The sequence below is a fragment of the Paenibacillus sp. H1-7 genome, from assembly GCF_022354825.1.
In the GTDB taxonomy this organism is placed as follows: Bacteria; Bacillota; Bacilli; order Paenibacillales; family NBRC-103111; genus Paenibacillus_S.
Genome location: NZ_CP031168.1, coordinates 2579405 through 2601114 on the forward strand (window position 1 = coordinate 2579405; position 21710 = coordinate 2601114).

Below are 21710 nucleotides of genomic sequence, written 5' to 3' on the forward strand. Positions count from 1 at the left end.
GATGATTTACTATATGTTCAACTAGTCATTAGTGGATGGGCTGATGGTATGGGGGGCGCAGCGAAATTAGACATTTATCACGTGAGGAGCTATAGCGCAATGAGAAAAACGTCTATCGACGTCCTTTCACAGAGGAGCGACCGCGTTAAGAGGTTGTTTTTATCGCCAAATAGTATTTTTACATCCGATGACCTCGGAATCTTATAAATTCTATTGTGGTGAGAAAACCTGTATCGAGGCCTCTCATAGATGAGCGACCGATTGTAAAAAAAACGGCAATCCGGGACTTATTTCGTCCAAGACTGCCGCTGTTTTTCGCATCGAAACTGATAAGAGGGAAATCTAAACTTATTCAAACCGTAACGAGCTGAACCCCTGCATCCCGAAACAGCTTGATCTGCGAGTCGGATGCCTCGGAGCCGGTTATGAACGTGTGAATGCTGGTAATAGGGGTGACGGTATGCAAAGAGACTTTGCCGATCTTCGTGTCGTCCGCCACCACGATAATTTCCTGAGCGGCGCGGATCATGCCTTGCTTGGTAGGGACGAGCTGCGCTTCCGGGTGCGTGAGACCATGCACGGGGTGAATAGCCGGCGTGCCGATAAAAGCTTTTTGCACATGAATCTTCTGCAGCACGTCGTCGGTGTACATCCCGTTCAGCATGAAGCTGGAGTGGTACAGCGTGCCGCCGGTAACAATGACTGTTACGCCGGTAAAGTCCCTGAGCTCTGCCGCTACGTTCATATCGTTCGTTACGACGGTAATATTCGTGCGGTTTGCCAAAGCCTGAGCAATATGGATCGTTGTCGTACCCGAGTCGATGATCACGTGGTCGCCGTCTTCGATCATGGATGCGGCCTTTTTTCCGATTCGGATTTTCTGCTCCAGCTGATCGCTGACCCTCTCGGAGAAGGATGGCTCGATATTCGCTCCTTTATCTACGATGACCCCGCCGTGAGTTCGTTTCAACAAGCCTTCCTGCTCAATTTCGGCCAAATCGCGCCGTATCGTCGCCTCGTGAACTTGAAATTCCTTGGCCAAGGCGGCAACGGTAGCAACCTGTTTTTCCTTGACAAACTCGACTATCCGCAATTTGCGTTCGGCTGCTAACATGGAGTCCCTCCGTAAAATGGTGATGTATATGCATGAAAAAGTTCATCTGTGCGCATTATCTTTTTTTTAGAAAATTGGCCTAAATTTAGATTATGAGCAAAAGAGGCTTGTGTCAAGAAAATCTTAACATTTGACTGTATTGACAGTATATAACAGGCTGGGTAAGATGAAAGTAACCGCGCATAAACAAACAATTTTAACACAATAACGCGCATGATATAGGGGGTGCATTGCGCAACAATCGAGCAGTGAACACGCAGGAAGCAGGCTTAAATGGAGATAAGAATAAACGACCAGCTGCCATGATACAGCAGCAGCCACACAATAACAATCGCAGTGCTGCGGGGTTAAGACGGAAAAGGCAGTGAAGCATTCCGAAATGGTTACGCTTACATTTGTACCAACGTAATGCCGATTCATGGAAAACGTCACTCGAGGAGCCAATCAGCTTAATAAGTCAGCATAGGCATATTCGATCAAGAGGCAAGTTTGATTTCATTAGGCTGTTTCACATCAAAATATGTTTAATGGGAGTGCTGTTATGAGAACAAAGAAAGCGGCTTTACTGGCGGTTGCTACGACGATGTTGGGAGGTACGCTTCTTGCCGGCTGCAGCTCGGGTGGAGGAGCAGGGACCACCGCGAACAATACGGAGACACCCAAACCGGTCAAGGAGGAGCTCTACAATAATGAACCGGTCACATTGCGGTTTTACTCACACAACGCAGGTATTTTGAACGATGCCGATTTGGAAACCTTGATCGGAAACCCGGTGAAAGCCAAATATCCTAATATTACGATCGAGCTGATTAAAGGCACGAATCTGGACAAAATGATCGCCGCCGGCGAGGTGCCCGACATTATTGCAACGAGTAACTATTATTTGCACGATGTACTGCAGATGGGACTTGGAAGCGACTTGAACCAATGGATCAAAAGTCAAAATGTCGACTTGAACCGCTTTGAACCCGAAACGATCAATGTAATGAAAAAATTCGGGAAAAACGGTGAAATGTTCGGTATCCCCTACGCGATGAATTATGGTGTGGTGGCATATAATAAGGACATATTCGATAAATTCGGTGTTCCGTATCCGAAGGACGGCATGACGTGGAACCAAATTCTTGATTTGGCCCGCCAAGTGACCCGGGCCGATCAAGGGACCCAATATATAGGTATCGATTTGCAGGACCCTCCGCTGCTGACGCGGGCTTATTCGCTCCCGGTAGTTGACGAGAAGCAGGAGAAGGCAGTTCTGACCAGCGACGGATACAAAAAAGTATTCGGCATCTACAAGCAATTGTACGATATCCGGGGAGTCGTAGACTCGAATAAGAAATATACATACGGTATCGACGCTTTCCTGAAGGATCAGAAGGTAGCCATGTTCCCGTATTGGATTTCTGCCCTAACCGCACGCTTGCCTCAACTGAAGGAGCCGGGCAAAGACTTCAACTGGGATGTCGTGTCGTTCCCGTCGTTCGATGACCGTCCGGGTCTCGGCAGAGAGATCGACTTCCATCTGGCGATGATTCCGCCTACCAGCAATAACAAGAAGGCTGCATTTGCCGCCATTCAAGCTTTGATTACGAACGAAGCCCAGCTCGCCATGAACAAAACGGGGAGCCGGCTGTCCGCTCTAAGCGACCCGGCGATCCGGAAGCAGTTCGCAGCCGACGCCAAGCTGTATGACGGGAAAAACTTGCAGGGTATTTTCGCTGTAAAACCGGCTCCGCTGCCGGAAGCGACTGCATATGATGTGAAATCGTACGGATTTCTAAAAGAAGGCATCAAATCGATGGTGAATGAAGGAAAAGATATTAATACGGCGCTTCGGGAATCGAACGAGAAGGCCGATAAATATATTCAAGAGATGAAAAACAGCAAGTGAAACTGACGGGAGCAATTCTCCTCAGGCTTTAAGGTAAGGCTGTCCTGAATAAAGGGCAGCCTTCTTTGTGTTAAGTCAGGCGTAGACAATACATACACCAAGGAGTATTATCGATCAGCAGGCTCTGAATAGATAGAAAAAGAAGGAAAAAAACCATTGACAAACCGACGGTCTGTAATTTAAACTGAGTTCATAAAACAAACCGACGGTCTGTGAATCAAATAATAATAGTTGAGCCTAACCATTTCCCGGGCAATTTTTTACAACTCATAATTGATACAATGAATTTGAGGAGGAACTCCCTATGTCCAAAGTGCTTCGCAGTATTTTGATCACATTGATAATTAACGGTGCAGTGCCCTACCTGTTATATGTATGGCTGTCGGGAAACATGTCGAGCTTTGCCGCGCTGTCCATCGCCACCATCGTCCCGATGGCAGACAATCTTCTGCATTTGGCCCGTCACAAGAAGCTGGATGTGTTTGGAGGGATGATGCTGTTCACGTTCCTTCTCGGACTCGGCATGGTACTGCTTGGAGGCGACGAGAAGCTGCTTCTCATACGAGAATCGTTTGTAACTGCAGCCGTCGGAGCGCTATTCCTGGTATCCTTGCTGTTCCCCCGGCCGCTGATCTACCATTTGGCCATGCGTTTTTCGTCAAAAGACGGTTCCGAGAAATCGAATTTTGCCGACAATTGGCAAATCCCTTACTTCCGCTATGTGATTCGATTGATGACCATCGTATGGGGCATGATGCTGCTTGTTGAGGCAGCCGTTAGGATTACTCTTGTCTATGAATTGACGACCGAGCAATTCCTTGCCATTTCCAATATCGTATTTTATTGTTTCATCGGTGCTGCCATAGGCTGGACCGTGCTGTTCCGGAGATGTTCCAAAGTCCGGCTGATGGAAATCAAAAGCAGGATGCTCTGCAAATAGCGGGGGGGCGGACATGAGCACAATCAACAAGAAGCTGTCCGATGAAGAGGTAGTGAAGCTGGAGGAAACGGAGCTTGAAGCCGTTACGACGCTGTATGAAGAGGTCACTCGGCATATGCAGCAAAACGGCAGCGATCAGTGGGATCGCTACTATCCGACACAGCCTTTATTCGCAGCGGATCTGCACAACGGCCATCTTTACGGCATCCGTGCGGAAGGCAAATGGATCGGGGTCGTTGCCCTGAACGATGAGCAAGGCCCGGAGTTTGCCGGGCTGCCGTGGCGGGACGGATGGGGCCGTGCGATGGTGATTCACCGGCTGGCGGTGCATCCGGCATACCAGGGCCACGGTATCGGAAAGAAGCTGCTCCGATTCGCCGAAGCCTTCGCGGTGGAGTCGGAGTATACCAGCATCCGCTTCGATGCTTACACGGCGAATGAAGCTGCCATTGCAATGTACGAAAAAGCAGGCTACGCCGCGGTCGGCGAAATCCGCTATCCGTTCCGCAAATACCCGTTTCGCTGTTATGAGAAGTTAGTTTCAGAGCTTTGCCCGTGAACAGGGCAAGGCTCTTTTTTAGTCGGACGAGAGCTGACTTCTTTTACTGCGGCAAGATCATAAATTTCTCCATGTGAAAATGGTTTTTGTCCATATTCGCCTGCCTGCTTCCAAGGATATAATAAGGCCTGAATACTATTTTTTGGAGGCTGCTATGAGCATTATTTTCGATTCGGAAACACAAACGTTTCATCTGCAAACGAAACATACCAGCTACATTATGCAAATCGTAAAATCGAAATATTTGGTTCAAGTCCACTGGGGCCGGAAAGTGCGCGGCACCAATCCGGGAAGCTTACTCGCCTATCGAAAGCGCTGCTCGTTCTCTCCGTCTACGGATCCGGAGGATTTGGCAATCTCTCTTGATACGCTCCCACTAGAGCTGCCGGCCTTCGGCGCGAGCGATTTTCGGGTGCCCGCGTATCAGGTGCAGCTGGACAACGGAACGACCGTCAGCGAGCTGATCTACGAATCGCACCGGATTTATCCGGGCAAGCCCCGTCTGGAAGGGCTTCCGGCGACGTATGTTGAAGAGGACGGAGAAGCGGTCAGTCTCGACATCGTGCTGACGGACAAGCTGATCGGCTTGAAAGCGGTTCTTACCTATACGGTATTCCGCGATGCCGACGCTATCACCCGTTCGGTTCGCTATGTTAACGAAAGCGGGGGAAATATCCGCCTGCTGAGAGCGCTCAGCGTAAGCGTCGATTTCCCGCATCCTGATTTTGACATGCTGCACCTGCACGGTTCTTGGGCACGCGAGAGACATATCGAGCGCCGTCCTTTGACGACCGGCGGGGCTACCATCGAGAGCCGCCGCGGCTCCAGCAGCCACTCGGTCAATCCGTTCGTCGCCCTGCTGTCCAAGGACGCCGATGAGGATCACGGGGACGTATACGGCTTCAGCCTCGTATACAGCGGCAGCTTCCTCGCTCAGGCGGAGATTGATCCTTACAGTACGACTCGCGTCGTTATGGGGATCAATCCATTCGACTTCGCGTGGCTTCTTGAGCCCGGCGAGGCGTTCCAGGCGCCGGAGGCCGTGCTTGTCTACTCCGCGGAAGGACTCGGAGGGATGTCGCGAACCTACCACAAGCTGTATCGCACGCGCTTGTGCCGCGGCGAATACCGTGACAAATCGAGACCGGTACTGGTAAATAACTGGGAAGCGACGTATTTCAATTTCAATGCGGACAAGATTGAAGAAATAGCCAAAGTTGGCCAGCAGCTCGGATTGGAGCTGTTCGTACTGGACGACGGCTGGTTCGGTAAGCGGGATAACGACAAGAGCTCGCTCGGCGACTGGTTCGTCGATGGCAACAAGCTGCCCAAAGGTCTCGAAGATCTGGTGGAAAGGGTGAATAAGCTGGATCTCCAATTCGGCCTCTGGTTCGAGCCGGAGATGATTTCCCCGGACAGCGAGCTGTACCGTGCTCATCCGGACTGGTGCCTGCACGTGCCTGGCCGCCGCCGTACGGAAGCGCGCCAGCAGCTCATTCTCGACTACTCCCGGCAAGATGTAAGAGAGTATATCGTCAAGGTCGTGTCGGACATCTTGGCAAGCTGCCCGATCAGCTATGTCAAATGGGATATGAACCGCAATATGACCGAGATCGGCTCCGCGCTGCTTCCGCCGGAGAGACAAAGAGAGACGGCGCACCGCTACATGCTCGGCCTGTATGAGGTGCTGGAGCGGATTACGTCCGCTTTCCCGCATATCTTGTTCGAAAGCTGCTCCGGCGGCGGAGGCCGCTTCGATCCGGGCATGCTCTATTACATGCCTCAGACATGGACCAGCGACAATACGGATGCCGTAGAGCGGTTGAAGATCCAATACGGTACGAGCATCGTCTATCCGATCAGCAGCATCGGCGCTCATGTGTCCGCCGTACCGAATCATCAGGTGCACCGGACTACGCCTATCGAGATGCGCGGCCATGTGGCGATGTCCGGCAACTTCGGCTACGAGCTCGACTTGACCAAATTTACCGAGGAAGAAAAAGCGATCGTCGCACAGCAGGTAGCCACCTACAAAGAGCTGCGCCCGCTCATCCAGTTCGGCGACTTCTACCGGCTGCTCAGTCCGTTCGAAGGCAATGAAACGGCATGGATGTTCGTCTCCGAGGACCGGTCCGAAGCGCTCGTGGCCTTCTTCCAGGTGCTGTCCAAGCCCAATGCGCCTCTTGCGAAGCTGCGCGTGAAAGGGCTGGATCCGGACAAAGATTACCGTGTTGTTGAAGTAGAGGTCGCAGATGCTGAAGAGCGGCTGTTCGGCGGCGATGAACTGATGAACGTAGGCCTTCATCTGCCTCAGTGGAAAGGCGATTTCCGCAGCCGGTTGTATCGTTTCATAGCACAATAATGACTTGTCAGGGGGACAATCCATGAAAAAGTATCGTTTGAGCGATTTACAGGATACGAGAGAAGGGCATTTTTTGCAGGGCATCCTGCCGGGAGAATACTTGTCGACGGGCGGCCTGGCTTTCGAAAAGCCGGGCTACCGCACGCATACTAACGACGGCCCGGACGGAAGGGATTACCACGTTCATAAAGACTGCGAGGTGTTCATCATCGCGCAAGGGAAGGGACAAATGGAGGTTGACAAAACGTTCCATCCTGTAACGACCGGGGATATTTTCGTCATTGAGCCCGGTGAAGATCATCACCTTATCTCGAGTGAAGAGGATCCTATCGTAACGCTGTGGGTCCATGCGGGACCGACGCGTCACAAAAATCAAATTACGGAATAAATGCTGTTAAGAAAAGCCTTCATTTCACACGAATATCGGTGAAATGAAGGCTTTTCTTGCTTCCGGCTCCTTTTATCCAAACCCGCGAAACCGCTGTCGGTATTTCGACGCCGGCTCCTGGACATACTTGCTGAACTGTCTTGCAAAATAATGCAGTGAAGAAAAACCAAGCTTGTAGGCGATTTCCGTAACCGGCATATTGGTTTCCCGCAAGTAAGCCTTGGCTTTGTCGAGCTTGCACTGCAATAAATAGTTTTGCGGGCTTGTCCCTGTCTGCTTACGGAACAGCTCGTACAAGTAAGCCGTGCTGATCCCGAACCTTTGCGCCCATTCGGTCACGCCGGCGTTAGCGGAATCCGCAAGCTCCAGACTTTCGATCATTTTTTCAATTCTTGGATCGTGGACGCTATTTTGCGGCTTCAAGGAATATTGTATGTAGCGGATGAGAAACGATTCGAAATGCGCCCGCAGCAGCAGGTCGTTGCCTAGCGACTGCTCCGGATAAGTCTCAATCACGGTGAGGAACGATTCCATCCAGCTTACGTTGTGAGGAACGCGGATTTGCACGGGAATCGTTATCCCTTCGGAAAATTCTACTTTTGCCGCGCACAGCTGCAGCTCGTATTCCGATGTGTAATAGCAATTGAGCTTCCCGTCCCCCTTTAACTTCGGCGTAGAGGGTGAGAGCAGATCAACATAAACCGAGGCATGAACCATAGGATCATGCGGATCGGCCGCAAACGTATGGGTAACGCCGGGAGCAATGTAAAACAGATCGCCTTGCTCGGCAGCCCACGACTGTTCGCCGATGGCAACCCTGCCCTTACCGGCCGGAATATAGACAAAAAGGTGGACGTATGGCAGCCGGGGTCCTACAAGCTGTCCAGGCTTGAACGGATAAAAATTGGCGCTTAATATTCGCGATCGAAGCTCTGATAAATCGACGGTGCTTGTTTTCATTCAGGCGTTCCCCTCTCGGGCAGATAGGTCTGTCTACACGTAAGGCTATCACGATTCGAGTCCTATGACAATATATTTTATCCTACAAATGTGCAAATGCTCTACGATTGGGTAAATGCAATTGAAAACGCTCTTGCTATAATAGGGATGTCCAATACTTGCTATCCCTATGACCGGATTTGCAAGTATTTAGTAGAGAATAAGACAATTTAATGCTATGGGAGTGTACTTGAGATGCAGCTTACAGGAATTCAATTTATTCAAGATGCCGTGTCAATGGTTCGGGATGCCGAAGGTAAGACAGCGGAGCACGTCCGAATTTTAACGGAGTGGAAAGGCGAGACAGCATCTTTTCGCATTGTGAACGAAGGCAATCACGCGGTCAGCATAAAGGAAATCGTTCTTTTCAAAGGCGCTTGGCCGTATACGGGCAGCACCAAATTTTACGGTGAAGGCTACAGCATGCTGTCGCAGTACGGCGGCACCATCGGCGAGCCGAAGATGATCGGCAAATTCGATGACCGCAAGCATTACAAGCTGCCGGCGACGGAGGGCTTTTTCACAGCCTATAACTTCGTGCTGCTGTCACCTGAACCGGCCCGCCATTTATTGATGGGCTTTACCTCCTGCCACTGCTATACGGGAGAAATCCGTTTGGCTGACGGTCATTTCGAGGTTGTGCTTGATGGAGAGCAGCTGGTTCTGGAAGCGGGACAAAGCTGGGATCTGGAAACTTTCGCTATTATCGAGGGAAGCGATAGGGAAGCGCTGCTGGAGCAGTATGCGGCACAGCTCGAAACGAATCACCCAAGACTCGAGACGAGCGGGATTCCGAACGGCTGGTGCTCCTGGTATTGCTTCGGTCCCGAGGTGACTGAGCAGGACATCTTCAATAATTTGCGCGCGATTGGCGAGCAAGTGCCGCAATTAAAATATATTCAAATCGACGACGGCTATCAGGCATACATGGGAGATTGGTTAACGCCGGGCAAGTCGTTCAGCGATATGGAGAAGCTGTGCAAGCAAATCAAGGCCGAAGGCTTCGAGCCCGCGATCTGGGTCGCTCCGTTCATCGCACAAGAAGAGTCCGCCGTCTTCAAGGAGCATCCGGACTGGTTCATTCAAGACGACGAAGGGAAGCCGCTTGCATCGAATCGCATTTCGTTCGGAGGCTGGAGACAAGGCCCATGGTATATGCTGGACGGTACACACCCGGAAGCGCGCGACTATTTGCGTCACGTGTTCCGGACGATGCGTCAGGAGTGGGGCTGCCATTACTTCAAGCTCGATGCGAACATGTGGGGAGCGCTTCCCGGCGGCCGCCGCTATATTGCCGAAGCCACGAAGGTGGAGGCCTACCGGATGGGAATGGAAGCCGTACTGGAAGGGGCAGGTCAAGACAGTTTCCTGTTAGGCTGCAACGCGCCGATGTGGCCGTCGCTTGGAACGGTGCACGGCATGAGGGTTACAGGCGACATTGCGCGCAAATGGCCTGTGTTCGCATTGCTTGCGGCTGAGGGCTTCTCCCGCAACTGGCAGCATAACCGGCTGTGGATCAACGACCCGGATTGCATCGTGCTGGAGAACCGCAACATCAAGCTGATCGATCCGGACGGTACTGTTCGCCGCGGCTTGTCCTCCATAACGCCGGATGAGTTTATGTTCCACGCCGCCTACATCGTTGCTTCCGGAGGCATGGTGTTGTCCGGGGACGATATGGCGAATATGACCGAACGCAATCTGGACATGGTGAAAAAGGCGCTTACCACGCGCAATATAGCCGCCCGTTTCGACGACGACAGCTTCCGTGTCGGCCGCGTCTATGAGCCGGACCGCCAGCTGCTGTGCCTGTTTAACTGGGAGGAAACTCCGGCCACGCTGTCCATTACTCTGGATAAATCAGGCGATGTCGAGGATTTCTGGACCGGGGAGCCGCTCGGCCGATTTGAGGGGCAATTGACCTTGACCGATATGCCGGGACATTCGGCGAGAGTTCTTGTCCTGAATCCTTCCTCCGCTGCTAACTAATGGTAGATGGGGACGGATATATATGGTAAAGTGTACTTGAATGCATGGCACTCATCTTATCCTATATATGAATGGAGAGGTTTTCATTGAGAATTGCCGCACAGCTCTATACTTTGAGAGAGTATTTGAAAACGCCGGAAGACATTGCACAAACTTTGAAAAAAGTAAGAGAAATCGGTTACCGCGCCGTTCAAGTATCGGGGATCGGCCCGATTGACAACCAAGCGCTGAAGGACTTGTGCGATCGTGAAGAACTGACCATTTGTGCTACGCACATCGGTTATCCCGATTTGAAAAACAATCTGGATGCGGTGATCGAGAAGCATAAAACATGGGGATGTCAATATGTCGGTCTTGGCGGTTTGCCGCAAGAATACCGGACAAGCGGAGAAGGCTACGCCGCATTCGCGAAAGAAGCTTCCGAAATCGGCAGAAGGCTGAAGGAAGCGGGACTGACCTTCATTTATCATAATCATAGCTTTGAGTTCGCCAACTTTGGCGGCAAGACGGGAATGGATATCTTGTTCGAGGAATCGGATCCATCCGCCTTCGATTTTGAATTGGACGTGTATTGGGTTCAAGCCGGCGGAGCGGATCCGGCAGAATGGATTCGCAAAGTAAACGGCCGGATGAAGGTCGTTCACCTGAAGGACATGGCTGTAACCGGAGATCGTCAGCAATTGTTTGCCGAAGTTGGAGAAGGCAACATGAACTTCTCCCGCATTTTGGACGCGTGTAACGAAATCGGAGTCGAGTGGGGTGCGGTTGAGCAGGACCAAACTTACGGACGCGATCCGTTCGAAAGTCTCGCCATCAGCTTTGCCAACCTGCAGAAGACAGGTAAAATCAACGTATAATACGAATCACATCCCGTACGTTTGCTTTTGCAGCCGTGCGGGATTTTTTTTGAATAAGGTATGGCGACAAATGCCTGCATCCGGTAACCGGGGCAGGTTTTTTTGCTGCCGCATTGCCAAATTTAGTTGCATACGATATTATTGTCATAACAACAAATGAAGAGGGAGGGATAAGTTATGGAACATTACGATCTCGACGGATCGTACGGATTTTTGCTCGGCAAAGCGTACCGCCGAATGGTGCAGCTGCTGCTGCAGCGATTTAAGCCTTTCAACATCACTCCGGAGCAATGGAGCGTGCTGTGCCGGCTGCAGGGCAATGACGGAATCAGCCAGAAGGAGCTTGCCGCGCGTGCGGATAAGGACCCTCCGACGACGACCCGCATTCTGGACGTTATGGAACGCAAAGGCTGGGTCCGCAGGGAATTGAATGCGGAGGACCGCCGGTCGTTCGGCGTCTATTCGACGCCCGAGGGAGTGAAACTGGCACAGCAGCTGACAGCCATTGAGCTGCAGACGCTGCTCGACGCTGCCCGGGATATTCCTAAGGAGCAATTGGAGCTTTTCAAACAGCTCCTGCGGCAAATCAGCCAAGCCGCCGAACAGCTTAACGAAAGCCAGCAAACCGGCGGATCGGAGCAATAAAGCTTGCCGAATATGAATTGAATTAAAATGAGCATCCAGAAGGGACAACCAAGTATGACTGCCTCACAAGCATCACGAGTATCGGAAGCTTCACAAGCACCACTAGCTTCATCAGCGTCACCGGTATCAACTGCTGCACAAGCCGCGCAGGCGGCACAAGCAGCTCCGCTCAAGGCTTCGCAGCCGTCATCGTCCAAGCTCTGGACGATGAATTTTATTTTTTTAACGCTGTGTAATTTATGCGTCTATTTGAATTTGCAAATGATTACGCCGTCGCTGCCCGCTTATGTGTCCGCGACCTTCGGAAGCACCGGGACTACCATCAGCTTTGTAATCAGCTTGTTTGCCGTCTCCGCCATTGCGACCCGATTATTCGCGGGAAAATGGTTCGAGCTGCTCGGTCAACGAAGACTCATGCTGATCGGACTTATCGTCTATGCGGTGTCGACTGCAGGATATGCCTATGTTCAATGGATGGGCTCCCTGCTGGCGCTCAGGGTGCTATACGGAATCGGATTCGCTATCGCAGGCACCGCCTTCGGAACGCTCGCTTCCGAGATCATCCCGAAAAACCGGATGGGTGAAGGGATGGGCTACTTCGGTCTATCGACCAGCCTGTCTATGTCCATTGCGCCGGTTATCGGTCTATGGCTGCTGAACGATTACGGATTCAATACCTTAATAGGAGCCTCATCCGTACTGGCCGTTGCCGTATTCCCGTTGGCGCTGATGATCCGGTTCTCATCCCAACCGCGTGTTGCCTCCGCTGCGCCAACCGTACTACCCAAGAAAAGGAGCTCCATGTGGGAAAGAGGGGCATTGTTTCCATGCGTCCTGAATTTGCTGCTCTCCGTGACCTATGGCGGACTTATCACTTTCATTGCTTTATTCGGCAAAGAGACGTCGCTCGGCAACGTCGGATGGTTTTTCTTATTTAATGCATTAATGGTGGTCGTCATTCGCCCCTTTTCCGGCAAGCTGTTTGATCGCAAAGGCCATGCGGCCGTACTGCCGACCGGGGCTCTGTTCACGGCGTTCGGGCTGGTGCTGCTGTCGTTTTCTTCCGGCATGGGCCTGTTGATTGTATCCGCGCTTTGCTACGGCATCGGATACGGGATGCTGCAGCCTTCGCTGCAGGCGTGGACGATTCAGCGGAGCGCACCGGACCGCCGCGCAGTGGCGACCGGGATGTTCTATAACTCGATCGACCTTGGAATCGCCATGGGATCGGTTTGCTTCGGTTTTGTCGCATCGGCAGCCGGATACGCCGGGATGTATCGCATATCCGCTCTCAGTATGCTCATTTTCCTTATCTTGTATGTTTGGCATGTCATCGGCGCAAGTCGCACACAACCAACCGGCAAAGGCAATGCCTAAATTCAGCAATTACCGTGAGCACCCCAAAGTGCTAGCAGAACATAAACGTTCATGCTAACACTACGGGGTGCTTTTCGTCTATAATGTGACGCACTTAATCTGATAAAAGTTTTTATTATGTGCAATAAATAATTATATATTGCGTCATAATAATAATTATGATATACCATATATAGAAGTGCTACACGCTATTGAGGGAGGAAGACAACATGACAAGAGGCATTGGAATCAGCGGCATGGGCAGAATCGGGAGACTATTGGTAAGAAGGTTGTGTTCCGACCCGACATCGTCCAAGACATTGAAAGCGATTAATTCCATTTATCCGGCAGAAACGGTTGCTCATTTATTGAAGTATGATTCCGTTCACGGTACCTGGGATGCTCAAATCTCCGTCGAGGAACAAGGGCTTGTCATTAACGGGCACAAGGTGAAAGTGGTCTATGAGCGTGATCCTGTCCATATTCCATGGGCCAGCTTGAATGTTGATCTTGTAATGGACGCTACCGGAAAATTCAATGATCGCCAAGGAGCTTCCAAGCATTTGGAAGCCGGAGCGGCCTCCGTCATCGTAACCGCGCCGGGACAGCAAATGGATTTGACGGTCGTCATGGGCGTCAATGATAAGCAATATGATCCTTCGCGCCATACCATTTTGTCCGCGGCGTCCTGCACGACCAACTGCGTTGCGCCGGTTCTAAGCATTCTCGATCAGGCGTTCCAAGTGAAGCGCGGATGGATGACCACGATTCACGCGTTTACATCCGATCAGAATCATCTCGATAACCCGCACAAGGATTTGCGCAGAGCGCGTGCCTGCACGCAATCCATTATTCCTACGACAACCGGAGTAGGGAAAGCGCTTGCGGATGTGATCCCGCATTTGGCGCCTCATATTGAGGGCATCTCGATCCGGGTTCCTACACAGGACGTATCGTTAATCGATTTGACCGTTCAAGTAGCGAAGCCGGCTGAGCTCGATGAAGTCAAAGCGCAGCTGCGCAAAGCGGCCGAAGGCCCGTTCGCCGGCTACGTTCAATATATAGAAGATCCATTGGTATCCGCCGACTTTGTCGGATGCTCCAAATCCGCTGTTATCGACGGCCTTTCCGTCATGGTGTCGGGCGACCAGATCAAAGTGCTTGCCTGGTACGACAATGAATGGGCCTATGCATGCCGTGTTATTGAATTATCACATACTGTTAGTGAAAGGATGGGACAATTATGCGAAGCATCTCTGGCGGCCATTTAAATTTGGGGGTTATTCTGTGCAAGCATTGCGGAGAAATGATCGACACGGTCGATACGGACAGAGTTATCGTTTACTATAGCCAATGCGAACAGGAGCTATGCAAGCAATCGGCATGCATGAAGCAGCTGAACGATACGAATGACACGACAAAAATGAAAACAGCGTAGGAGAGGGTCCGCATTATGGCAAAAAGCAGAGAAGCAATATTGGAACCGACGGATTTTATGAATACGGAGCTTGTGCACCGCAACTTGTCCGTCAGCCGTCTCATCGAAACCGCTATTCACAAAAAGGAGGCAACTCTTGCCTCTTCCGGTGCGCTGCGCGCCACTACAGGCACTTATACAGGACGCTCTCCGAAGGATAAATATATCGTGCAGGAACCGTCCGTTATGAAATCGGTCGCATGGGGACCGGTGAACCGGCCGATATCCGAGGCTCAGTTCGACAAGCTGTATCATAAGGCACTGGATTATATGCACGAGCGCGAGCTGTTTGTATTTGACGGTTTCGCCGGTGCCGACAACGAGTACAGGCTGCCGATTCGCGTCGTTAACGAGCGGGCCTGGCACAATCTGTTCGTCCGCCAGCTGTTCATTCGTCCAACGAAGGAGCAATTGGAGCTGCATGTACCGGAATTTACCGTCATTGCCTTGCCTGGCTTGAAGGCGGATCCGGCGGTTGACGGAACGAGATCGGAAACGTTCATTATCATTTCCTTTGAGAAACGGGTCGTCCTTATCGGCGGAACCGAATATGCGGGTGAGATGAAAAAATCGATCTTCAGCGTCCTCAACTACCTGCTGCCTTTTGAAGGCGTATTTCCGATGCACTGCTCGGCGAATGTCGGCGAGAAAGGCGATGTCGCCTTGTTCTTCGGCTTGTCCGGCACGGGCAAAACGACGCTCTCGGCCGACCCGAACCGCCGTTTGATCGGCGATGACGAGCACGGCTGGTCGGACCGCGGCGTGTTCAATTTCGAAGGCGGATGCTATGCCAAATGCATCGGCTTGACCGAGGAAAAGGAGCCGCAAATATGGAATGCCATCCGCTATGGCACCGTATTGGAAAATGTCGTCCTTGATCCGGACAGCAAGCAGGCGGATTATGCCGACAATTCGATTACCGAAAATACGCGAGCCGCATATCCGGTCGAGTTTATCGCTAACGCCGTAATCCCGGGAGCAGCCGGACATCCCGAGGTCATCCTGTTCCTGACAGCCGACGCTTTTGGCGTACTTCCGCCGATTGCCAAGCTGACCAAGGAACAAGCGATGTATCATTTCCTGTCCGGCTACACATCCAAGCTCGCGGGAACCGAGAGAGGCGTTACGGAACCGGAAGCGACGTTCTCCTCCTGCTTCGGCGCTCCGTTCCTGCCGCTTAGTCCGAGCGTGTACGCCGAAATGCTGGGCAATAAAATCGACCGGCATCAAGCGCGCGTGTATCTGGTCAACACAGGCTGGTCCGGCGGCAGCTACGGCGTAGGCAAGCGCATGAATCTGGCCTATACAAGAGCTATGGTTACAGCAGCCTTAAACGGTACCTTGGAGCAAGCCTCATTCACCGCCGATCCGATCTTTGGCGTGTGGATCCCCGATCATGTGGACGGAGTGCCTGCCGACGTATTGCAGCCCCGCGGGACATGGACGGATCACACGGAATACGAAACCAAGGCCCGTGATTTGGCGAGCCGCTTCGCTCACAACTTTGAAAAGTTCACAGATGCAGCGGATGCGGTTCGTAATGCCGGACCTAAGCCGGACGCTTTGCTTTGATAAAACAACTCAAAAAGGCCCTTGAGTGCCGCTGCGGCACTAAGGGCCTTTTGCATGTCGCCGTAAGGAACGGTTCCTGTTGTGATGCTGCGAGAGGCGGCCGTATGATAGGATAACCGCTGCTGTCTAGGAGGATGAATCGATGAATATCCAAGCATCGCAAGCTGCATTTACTCAGCTGCTTATTTCGGGAACACTGGCGAAGCTAATTTCAACGAAATGAAGCGCCAGCTCGGGATAGAGCTGAATCCGCATATCGCCATTTGTTTTACGTGGACCGCTATATGATCTGGCTGTAGGCCAGCCTTCCATCTGGCGCGCCGACATCGGGCAAAAGCTTGTTCAATCGATGTACAAGGCGATTACCGTACCGTTTCTGTGGGTATGGGTATCCGAAGGCGTATTGGCCGCCTAGCTGGAGCCGGACCCCGTTCCGAAGGACAAGTACCGGGAGCTGACAGTCCAGATGGTTCGCGATACGCAAAGCATGACCGACCTTCACGGGTTTTCCATATTCACAGGAATCGGCACCTACTATGACAACCCTTACCTGCTCAATTATTCCTTCGAGGAGGATGGGAGTCGATGATCGACCGGTTTTTCCAAGGAAACCGGCTTATTTTTTTTACGAAAAACGGGCAAAAAACGAGAAGAAATGGATAAAAGTCATCTCTCACGAGGAGAGGATGGAGCTTCTGTGGCGGGTCCGAATCGGCGATGAGGAAGGGTCTGTAGCTTATTTGAAAATACTACTGGAGCGGCTGGCCCAAGCATACAAGCATAACATCGACATGTTCAAGTCGGAGACGTTCGATTTGATTATGACCGTGTCCAGACTCGTGCTTGAGGTCTGAGGCGATGCATCTGAGATGCTGAGCGACAGCGCCCGGGTCATTCAAGATTTATACAACACGATCCGTTATGCCAAATACGTGCTGAAGGTATGCGATTATTCTAGCAAGCTGGCCCGTCAAGTAGCAGTAGCGCATGCCCGCGGGGCTTCTCCGGTGATCCGCTCAGCCATCGTATAATCGTATATATGAAGGAGCATTTGCAGCACAAAATCTCTCTGGATGAGATAGCACAATATTGTTATTTGAGCACCTATCATTCTAATGCGGCATTATATCTATAAAAGGAGCGATAGAGCCTCCTTATATTTTCTGGAAATTGCCGTTGGAAAGCGACAATGAAACATGTTCCGTAAGGAAGTCCCCATCGGGATACCCCACTAACTTGATTCAGTTACATAGGGTTCACGCCAAGCGAAGTTAATTAATTCGTTAGTGCATCGTCCGTCGAAGATCGTTCTCATGCTTATTCGGACCGTAGATCCGTTATTTTACCAAAAATGGTTCAAATTGCAGAGTGATCGGACAACAGATCTCTTATTACCCCATAAAACACGGTTTTTTCAGGTGAAATTGGCAAATAACGGACTCCCTGTCCGATCACTACGCAAAAGAAGCATCATTTCAGAAAATAACGGATTTCCTGTCCGATAGGTAGTAGGCCAAACAGTCAGATGGCAGCCGACACGGCACCCTTGACCAAAGAATTCTAGAACCAACAAGTTAGGATCACAAAAAGCCCGATGTCCTGCACTTTTGTGCAGGACGCTAATTTTAGCACGCTAGTTTTATAAGATTCCGAGGTCCTTGGATTTTAAGGACGCTCATCTTTGAAGCGCTTAGTAGAAGTTTTCGCACCAGGAAGCCTTAAGTTCGGCAAAGTGATTCGAGACGCGCATTTGACGATTACGTTCTCGGCTTAGCCCGGTTGGTCGGCATCGCGACGAGAGGGTCATCCGGCCAATAATGCTTCGGATACCGGCCTTTCAAATCTTTTTTCACCTCGAAATAGGCGTTGGACCAGAAGCTCGCCAAGTCTTTCGTTACCTGCACCGGCCGCTGCGCAGGGGAGAGAAGGTGCAGGGTGAGCGGGACCTTGCCGCGTCCGATACGCGGCGTTTCGGTCAGCCCGAACATCTCCTGGAGCCGGACGGCCAGCGTCGGCGCATCCGGGTCGCTGTAGTCGATAGGGATACGCGAGCCGCTGGGGACGACGATATGGGTCGGTGCGTACGCATCGAGCTCCCGCCGCTGATCCCAGGTGATCCACGCCTCGAGCATATCGGCGACGTGCAGCCGCTCCAGCTCGGCGCGGCTCCGCACGCCGTAGAGGTGCGGCGCAAGCCATTGGTCCAGCGCAGCGAGGAGCGCTGCATCGGACGCATCCGGCCATGCCGGATCGACCCGGTGCATGAAGCAAAGCCGCTGCTGAAGCTGCCTGGCGGCGCGAGTCCACGTGAGCAGCGACAGCCCCTCCTGGGCGATGCCTTCGAGCATCGCGGTTAATGCCAGCTGCGGATCGGGATTCGCCACCTGAGCGTCCTTCAGCAGCAGAGCGCCCAAATAGAGGCGCTTCCTTGCGCGGACGGACTGCGTGGCCGAATCCCACCGGACCGCGGTCTCTTCCATGAGCTGGTCGCTCAGATGGCGCTCCAGCTCATGCTGCTCTACCGGAGCCGCCAAATAAATGCGGCTCTCCGCCCCGTGGTCGTCCAGCTCCGCGGCGACCAAATATGACGTGCTTGCCAGCGGCTGCACGTCCAGGAAAGCGGCCCCCCTGCCGTTACGCAGCAGGAAGCGCCCGTTCGGCCTTCGCTGCCCGATGCGGTCGGGGTAGGCGAAGGCCAGCAGGATGCCGCAGGCGTCGATGTCGCCATCCCCATCGCCATCGGCGCCTGCGGGGTAGAGCCTAAGCGAGCGCTGCCACTGCGCGGCTTCGGCCAAGATGCGCCGGCACGCCGCGGTGTCGACGCGGAAGCCCTGGTAAGCGGCAGGCTGCTGCCGTTCCGTGCGCTCGCGGGCGTGCCGCCGGAGCGCCTCGATCCGAAGGCGCAGGTCCGCGTCGGGCGCGGCGCCCTCGGATCGCAGAATGTCGCGCTCGTTCAAGAGCGCGGCAAGCTCGCAGGCCAGCCGGCCGAAGCCAAGGCTTGCAGCCTGCAGGAGCATGTGCGCAAGGCGCGGATGCAGGCCGAGCTCGGCCATGCTCTTGCCGTGCGGCGTGATGGCGCCTCCGTCGCCAAGGGCGCCAAGCCCTCGCAGCAGCTCGCGCGCCTGGGCGTAAGCGGCAGCCGGCGGCGGATCGATCCAGAGCAGCTCCTCTGGATCGGTCACGCCCCATTGCGCCAGCTCCAGCGCGAGCGGCGCCAGATCCGCCTCCGCAATCTCAGGCACGCTGCGCGGGTCCAGATTGCGGTCGTCCTGCTCCGTCCAGAGCCGGTAGCAGACGCCGGGCGCTGTACGCCCGGCGCGGCCTCGGCGCTGATCCGCAGAGGCGCGCGAGACGGGGACGGTCACGAGGCGCGTCATCCCCGTCCGCGGCGAGAAGCGGGGGACGCGCGCAAGCCCCGCGTCAATGACGATCCGCACGCCCTCCACCGTCAAGCTTGATTCGGCTATGGCCGTGGCAAGCACGATCTTGCGCTCGCCGGGCTTGCTCGGCGCGATGGCGACATCCTGCGCTTCCTGCGCGAGGTTGCCGTACAGCGGAGTGATTCGAACCGAACGGCTGCGCAGCGATGCGGTTTCGTTGAGAAGTGCCTCTACCCGGCGAATTTCCCCTTCTCCGGGCAGGAAGACGAGCAGGTCGCCGTCATCGTTCTCCAGCGCCTCGGCGATGCATCGTGCAGCCGCAGGCTCGATGCGGCCTTCCGGTTTTCTCGCGGCATATCGCGTTTCCACCGGAAAGCTGAGGCCCTCGCTCGTAATCACAGGCGCATCGTTCATCAATGAGGCCACCGGCTCCGCCTCCAGAGTAGCGGACATCACCAGGATGCGAAGATCTTCTCTTAACACAGCCTGGGATTGCAAGCAGAGCGCCAGTCCCAAATCGGCATGGAGGCTTCGCTCATGAAATTCGTCGAAAATAACGGCACCGACATCCTCCAGCGACGGGTCCTCCTGCAGCATTCGGGTCAATATCCCTTCGGTAATAACCTCGATCCGCGTCCGCGGTCCGACCTTGGTATCGAGCTTCACCCGATATCCGACGGTTTCCCCGACGCCTTCTCCCAAAGAGGCGGCCATATAACGCGCGGCGGAGCGCGCCGCCAGTCTTCGCGGCTCAAGCATCAGGATTCTCCGTCCTCCAAGCCATGGCTCGTGCAGCAGCGCAAGAGGAATGCGGGTCGTTTTCCCTGCTCCAGGCGGTGCGACAAGCACCGCGTTGGTATGGATCATCAGCGTCTCCTTAAGAGACGGCAGTACGGCTTCTATTGGCAGCTTTGTCATCATTCCACATCTTCCTTACCAGTTTCAGTGCATAACGTCTGAGTTCATAGCGTATATTATACCGTTACTATCGGAGATAGAAAAATAAGAATCTTACAAGCCCGACCCTTTCTATCAAGCTAGCATTCATGAACAGCTTTCGGGATGGCAGCAAAAAGAAAAACGCATGCACCAACAACTCGGGCGTATGGCTACGTACGAGCAGTTGATTCATGCGTCTATGAGAGACTTGCCGATTAATAAAGCGACAGAGCGAGAGTATCCCGTTCGTTGAATGAATGCAGGATCGCTTCACAGCCTACAATTTCAATGCTGATGATAGAATCCAGACATTTCTTGATGGCTTTTCGTCCTTTGCTTACTTTCGCTTCCAAGGCGGATTTCAGCAAATTGAATTTTTTACTTGTTTTATCATCGGTGTAAACGGGAATTGTTTTGTTATGGATAGTAATAAACAGCTTCATCAATGATCACCAACCCTAATATTGGATATGTAAATAGGATATATTACGATTATTAAAATAACATTAAAAAAGTTTTACAATTTGGCTACAGCCTCTACTTTTTTTTGTTATTTTACTAGTAAGACGGATAATAGCGGAAAAAGGTTACAGATTGTAGAAATATTTTTCGCTAATATCCCCACTAAGTGGAGCATTGGCATCGAAGTCAATCAGATACTTTGCGGGGAGCCCCGATTATAAATTCTATAGAAGTAAAAAACCCGGGAAGCCGGCGGGGAGGCAACAGCTCCGATATGCCGCTTAACGGGTATTCGCTTTTTGAACCTTCGGCTCTAAAACGTATTGTAAATATCGTCACATTCTCCCGGCTTCGGCTGGTAAAAGCAATGCTTCTTAAACCGTCCGACCAGCGGCTGATTATACCATGTGTCCGGACAATCACCCTGAGGGCGAAAATACCATAGGCTGAATTTGGACGGCCACACCCGTTCGCCGTTAACGGCTCTGCGGGCAAGCCGTCTCTCCCTGTCTCTCGGCGACTGATAGAAATACCCGTGCTGCACCGCTTCGAACGCATGCTCCTGATATATCATTTGGGGAATCGTTCGAATCCCTTTAAAATCGGAGCAGTCCCCGCGAATCCGGTTGATTCCGACATTTCCCACCATCAGCATTCCCTGCTCGCCTTCACCCTCGGCTTCCGCACGAAGCAGTCTGGCCAGCAAGTCGATATCCTGCTGCCTGGCTTTGACAACGGCCATCGCTGCACCTCCCTGAAGTTGATGTATCCCTATCCTAT

At 52.7% G+C, this 21710-nt stretch carries 20 protein-coding genes; 15 read left to right on the plus strand and 5 right to left on the minus strand.

The features are described 5' to 3' along the window. Positions 1-352 precede the first annotated feature (352 nt). Positions 353-1114 carry a DeoR/GlpR family DNA-binding transcription regulator gene (locus DVH26_RS11570; RefSeq protein WP_239633837.1) on the minus strand — a complete coding sequence of 254 codons (762 nt, stop codon included), beginning with the start codon at positions 1112-1114 and terminating at the stop codon, positions 353-355. Positions 1115-1655: 541 nt separating this feature from the next. On the opposite strand from DVH26_RS11570, the gene DVH26_RS11575 reads away from it, so the two are divergent. The 5 genes from DVH26_RS11575 (at position 1656) to DVH26_RS11595 (ending at position 7254) form a co-directional block, all read left to right on the plus strand. Then, the gene (locus DVH26_RS11575) at positions 1656-3005 is read left to right on the plus strand and encodes an ABC transporter substrate-binding protein (RefSeq protein ID WP_239633838.1); all 1350 of its coding nucleotides are present in this window, start codon (positions 1656-1658) and stop codon (positions 3003-3005) included. A 304-nt stretch (positions 3006-3309) separates the two neighbouring features. After that, entirely contained in the window at positions 3310-3945 is a 636-nt protein-coding gene (locus DVH26_RS11580) for a VC0807 family protein (protein ID WP_239633839.1), read from the plus strand. A 13-nt stretch (positions 3946-3958) separates the two neighbouring features. Next, positions 3959-4504 (plus strand): GNAT family N-acetyltransferase, encoded by a 546-nt coding sequence (locus tag DVH26_RS11585; protein WP_239633840.1) that lies wholly within the window; start codon positions 3959-3961, stop codon positions 4502-4504. Positions 4505-4658: 154 nt separating this feature from the next. Beyond that, the gene (locus tag DVH26_RS11590) at positions 4659-6866 is read left to right on the plus strand and encodes an alpha-galactosidase (protein ID WP_239633841.1); all 2208 of its coding nucleotides are present in this window, start codon (positions 4659-4661) and stop codon (positions 6864-6866) included. Between the two features lie 22 nt (positions 6867-6888). Then, positions 6889-7254 carry a cupin domain-containing protein gene (locus DVH26_RS11595; RefSeq protein WP_239633842.1) on the plus strand — a complete coding sequence of 122 codons (366 nt, stop codon included), beginning with the start codon at positions 6889-6891 and terminating at the stop codon, positions 7252-7254. 72 nt (positions 7255-7326) lie between these two features. Here the strand turns inward: DVH26_RS11595 and DVH26_RS11600 are convergent, their stop codons facing one another. Then, entirely contained in the window at positions 7327-8214 is an 888-nt protein-coding gene (locus DVH26_RS11600) for a helix-turn-helix domain-containing protein (RefSeq protein WP_239633843.1), read from the minus strand. A 234-nt stretch (positions 8215-8448) separates the two neighbouring features. On the opposite strand from DVH26_RS11600, the gene DVH26_RS11605 reads away from it, so the two are divergent. The 10 genes from DVH26_RS11605 to DVH26_RS11645 all read left to right on the plus strand — a co-directional run bounded on the left by DVH26_RS11605 (position 8449) and on the right by DVH26_RS11645 (position 17180). Then, a complete protein-coding gene (locus DVH26_RS11605; protein ID WP_239633844.1) occupies positions 8449-10242 on the plus strand; it encodes a glycoside hydrolase family 36 protein in 1794 nt (597 codons plus the stop codon). A gap of 86 nt (positions 10243-10328) precedes the next feature. Continuing rightward, positions 10329-11099, plus strand: coding sequence for a sugar phosphate isomerase/epimerase family protein (locus tag DVH26_RS11610; RefSeq protein ID WP_239633845.1), 771 nt, complete (start codon positions 10329-10331; stop codon positions 11097-11099). A gap of 177 nt (positions 11100-11276) precedes the next feature. Continuing rightward, positions 11277-11744 carry a MarR family winged helix-turn-helix transcriptional regulator gene (locus DVH26_RS11615; protein ID WP_239633846.1) on the plus strand — a complete coding sequence of 156 codons (468 nt, stop codon included), beginning with the start codon at positions 11277-11279 and terminating at the stop codon, positions 11742-11744. Between the two features lie 54 nt (positions 11745-11798). Then, on the plus strand, positions 11799-13121 hold the full coding sequence (locus tag DVH26_RS11620; RefSeq protein ID WP_239633847.1) for an MFS transporter: 1323 nt from the start codon (positions 11799-11801) through the stop codon (positions 13119-13121). A 209-nt stretch (positions 13122-13330) separates the two neighbouring features. Next, positions 13331-14371 (plus strand): type I glyceraldehyde-3-phosphate dehydrogenase, encoded by a 1041-nt coding sequence (gene gap / locus DVH26_RS11625; RefSeq protein WP_239633848.1) that lies wholly within the window; start codon positions 13331-13333, stop codon positions 14369-14371. Beyond that, the gene (locus DVH26_RS11630) at positions 14344-14538 is read left to right on the plus strand and encodes a GapA-binding peptide SR1P (RefSeq protein WP_239633849.1); all 195 of its coding nucleotides are present in this window, start codon (positions 14344-14346) and stop codon (positions 14536-14538) included. Before gap ends, DVH26_RS11630 begins: the two co-directional genes overlap by 28 nt. A gap of 15 nt (positions 14539-14553) precedes the next feature. Then, positions 14554-16149, plus strand: a complete 1596-nt coding sequence (gene pckA, locus DVH26_RS11635; protein ID WP_239633850.1) for a phosphoenolpyruvate carboxykinase (ATP) — start codon at positions 14554-14556, stop codon at positions 16147-16149. 466 nt (positions 16150-16615) lie between these two features. Continuing rightward, a complete protein-coding gene (locus DVH26_RS37090; RefSeq protein ID WP_275590467.1) occupies positions 16616-16738 on the plus strand; it encodes a hypothetical protein in 123 nt (40 codons plus the stop codon). 97 nt (positions 16739-16835) lie between these two features. Further along, entirely contained in the window at positions 16836-17003 is a 168-nt protein-coding gene (locus DVH26_RS11640) for a hypothetical protein (protein ID WP_239633851.1), read from the plus strand. A 15-nt stretch (positions 17004-17018) separates the two neighbouring features. Then, on the plus strand, positions 17019-17180 hold the full coding sequence (locus DVH26_RS11645) for a hypothetical protein (RefSeq protein ID WP_239633852.1): 162 nt from the start codon (positions 17019-17021) through the stop codon (positions 17178-17180). Positions 17181-17906: 726 nt separating this feature from the next. Here DVH26_RS11645 and hrpB read toward each other — a convergent pair. From hrpB to DVH26_RS11660, 3 genes are all read right to left on the minus strand, one after another. Continuing rightward, entirely contained in the window at positions 17907-20447 is a 2541-nt protein-coding gene (gene hrpB / locus DVH26_RS11650) for an ATP-dependent helicase HrpB (RefSeq protein ID WP_239635341.1), read from the minus strand. 236 nt (positions 20448-20683) lie between these two features. Then, a complete protein-coding gene (locus DVH26_RS11655; protein WP_239633853.1) occupies positions 20684-20911 on the minus strand; it encodes a 3-dehydroquinate dehydratase in 228 nt (75 codons plus the stop codon). 332 nt (positions 20912-21243) lie between these two features. Continuing rightward, entirely contained in the window at positions 21244-21672 is a 429-nt protein-coding gene (locus DVH26_RS11660) for a cell wall hydrolase (RefSeq protein WP_239633854.1), read from the minus strand. Between the last annotated feature and the right edge of the window lie 38 nt (positions 21673-21710).

Excerpts from the sequence above, each read along its gene's own strand:
- hrpB (WP_239635341.1), bottom strand. The coding sequence starts at position 20,447 with ATGACAAAGCTGCCAATAGAAGCCGTACTGCCGTCTCTTAAGGAGACG.
- DVH26_RS11655 (WP_239633853.1), bottom strand. The coding sequence starts at position 20,911 with ATGAAGCTGTTTATTACTATCCATAACAAAACAATTCCCGTTTACACC.
- pckA (WP_239633850.1), top strand. The coding sequence starts at position 14,554 with ATGGCAAAAAGCAGAGAAGCAATATTGGAACCGACGGATTTTATGAAT.
- DVH26_RS37090 (WP_275590467.1), top strand. The coding sequence starts at position 16,616 with ATGGTTCGCGATACGCAAAGCATGACCGACCTTCACGGGTTTTCCATA.
- gap (WP_239633848.1), top strand. The coding sequence starts at position 13,331 with ATGACAAGAGGCATTGGAATCAGCGGCATGGGCAGAATCGGGAGACTA.
- DVH26_RS11620 (WP_239633847.1), top strand. The coding sequence starts at position 11,799 with ATGACTGCCTCACAAGCATCACGAGTATCGGAAGCTTCACAAGCACCA.
- DVH26_RS11575 (WP_239633838.1), top strand. The coding sequence starts at position 1,656 with ATGAGAACAAAGAAAGCGGCTTTACTGGCGGTTGCTACGACGATGTTG.
- DVH26_RS11585 (WP_239633840.1), top strand. The coding sequence starts at position 3,959 with ATGAGCACAATCAACAAGAAGCTGTCCGATGAAGAGGTAGTGAAGCTG.
- DVH26_RS11580 (WP_239633839.1), top strand. The coding sequence starts at position 3,310 with ATGTCCAAAGTGCTTCGCAGTATTTTGATCACATTGATAATTAACGGT.
- DVH26_RS11615 (WP_239633846.1), top strand. The coding sequence starts at position 11,277 with ATGGAACATTACGATCTCGACGGATCGTACGGATTTTTGCTCGGCAAA.
- DVH26_RS11640 (WP_239633851.1), top strand. The coding sequence starts at position 16,836 with ATGGAGCTTCTGTGGCGGGTCCGAATCGGCGATGAGGAAGGGTCTGTA.
- DVH26_RS11590 (WP_239633841.1), top strand. The coding sequence starts at position 4,659 with ATGAGCATTATTTTCGATTCGGAAACACAAACGTTTCATCTGCAAACG.
- DVH26_RS11570 (WP_239633837.1), bottom strand. The coding sequence starts at position 1,114 with ATGTTAGCAGCCGAACGCAAATTGCGGATAGTCGAGTTTGTCAAGGAA.
- DVH26_RS11630 (WP_239633849.1), top strand. The coding sequence starts at position 14,344 with ATGCGAAGCATCTCTGGCGGCCATTTAAATTTGGGGGTTATTCTGTGC.
- DVH26_RS11600 (WP_239633843.1), bottom strand. The coding sequence starts at position 8,214 with ATGAAAACAAGCACCGTCGATTTATCAGAGCTTCGATCGCGAATATTA.
- DVH26_RS11645 (WP_239633852.1), top strand. The coding sequence starts at position 17,019 with ATGCTGAGCGACAGCGCCCGGGTCATTCAAGATTTATACAACACGATC.
- DVH26_RS11605 (WP_239633844.1), top strand. The coding sequence starts at position 8,449 with ATGCAGCTTACAGGAATTCAATTTATTCAAGATGCCGTGTCAATGGTT.
- DVH26_RS11660 (WP_239633854.1), bottom strand. The coding sequence starts at position 21,672 with ATGGCCGTTGTCAAAGCCAGGCAGCAGGATATCGACTTGCTGGCCAGA.
- DVH26_RS11595 (WP_239633842.1), top strand. The coding sequence starts at position 6,889 with ATGAAAAAGTATCGTTTGAGCGATTTACAGGATACGAGAGAAGGGCAT.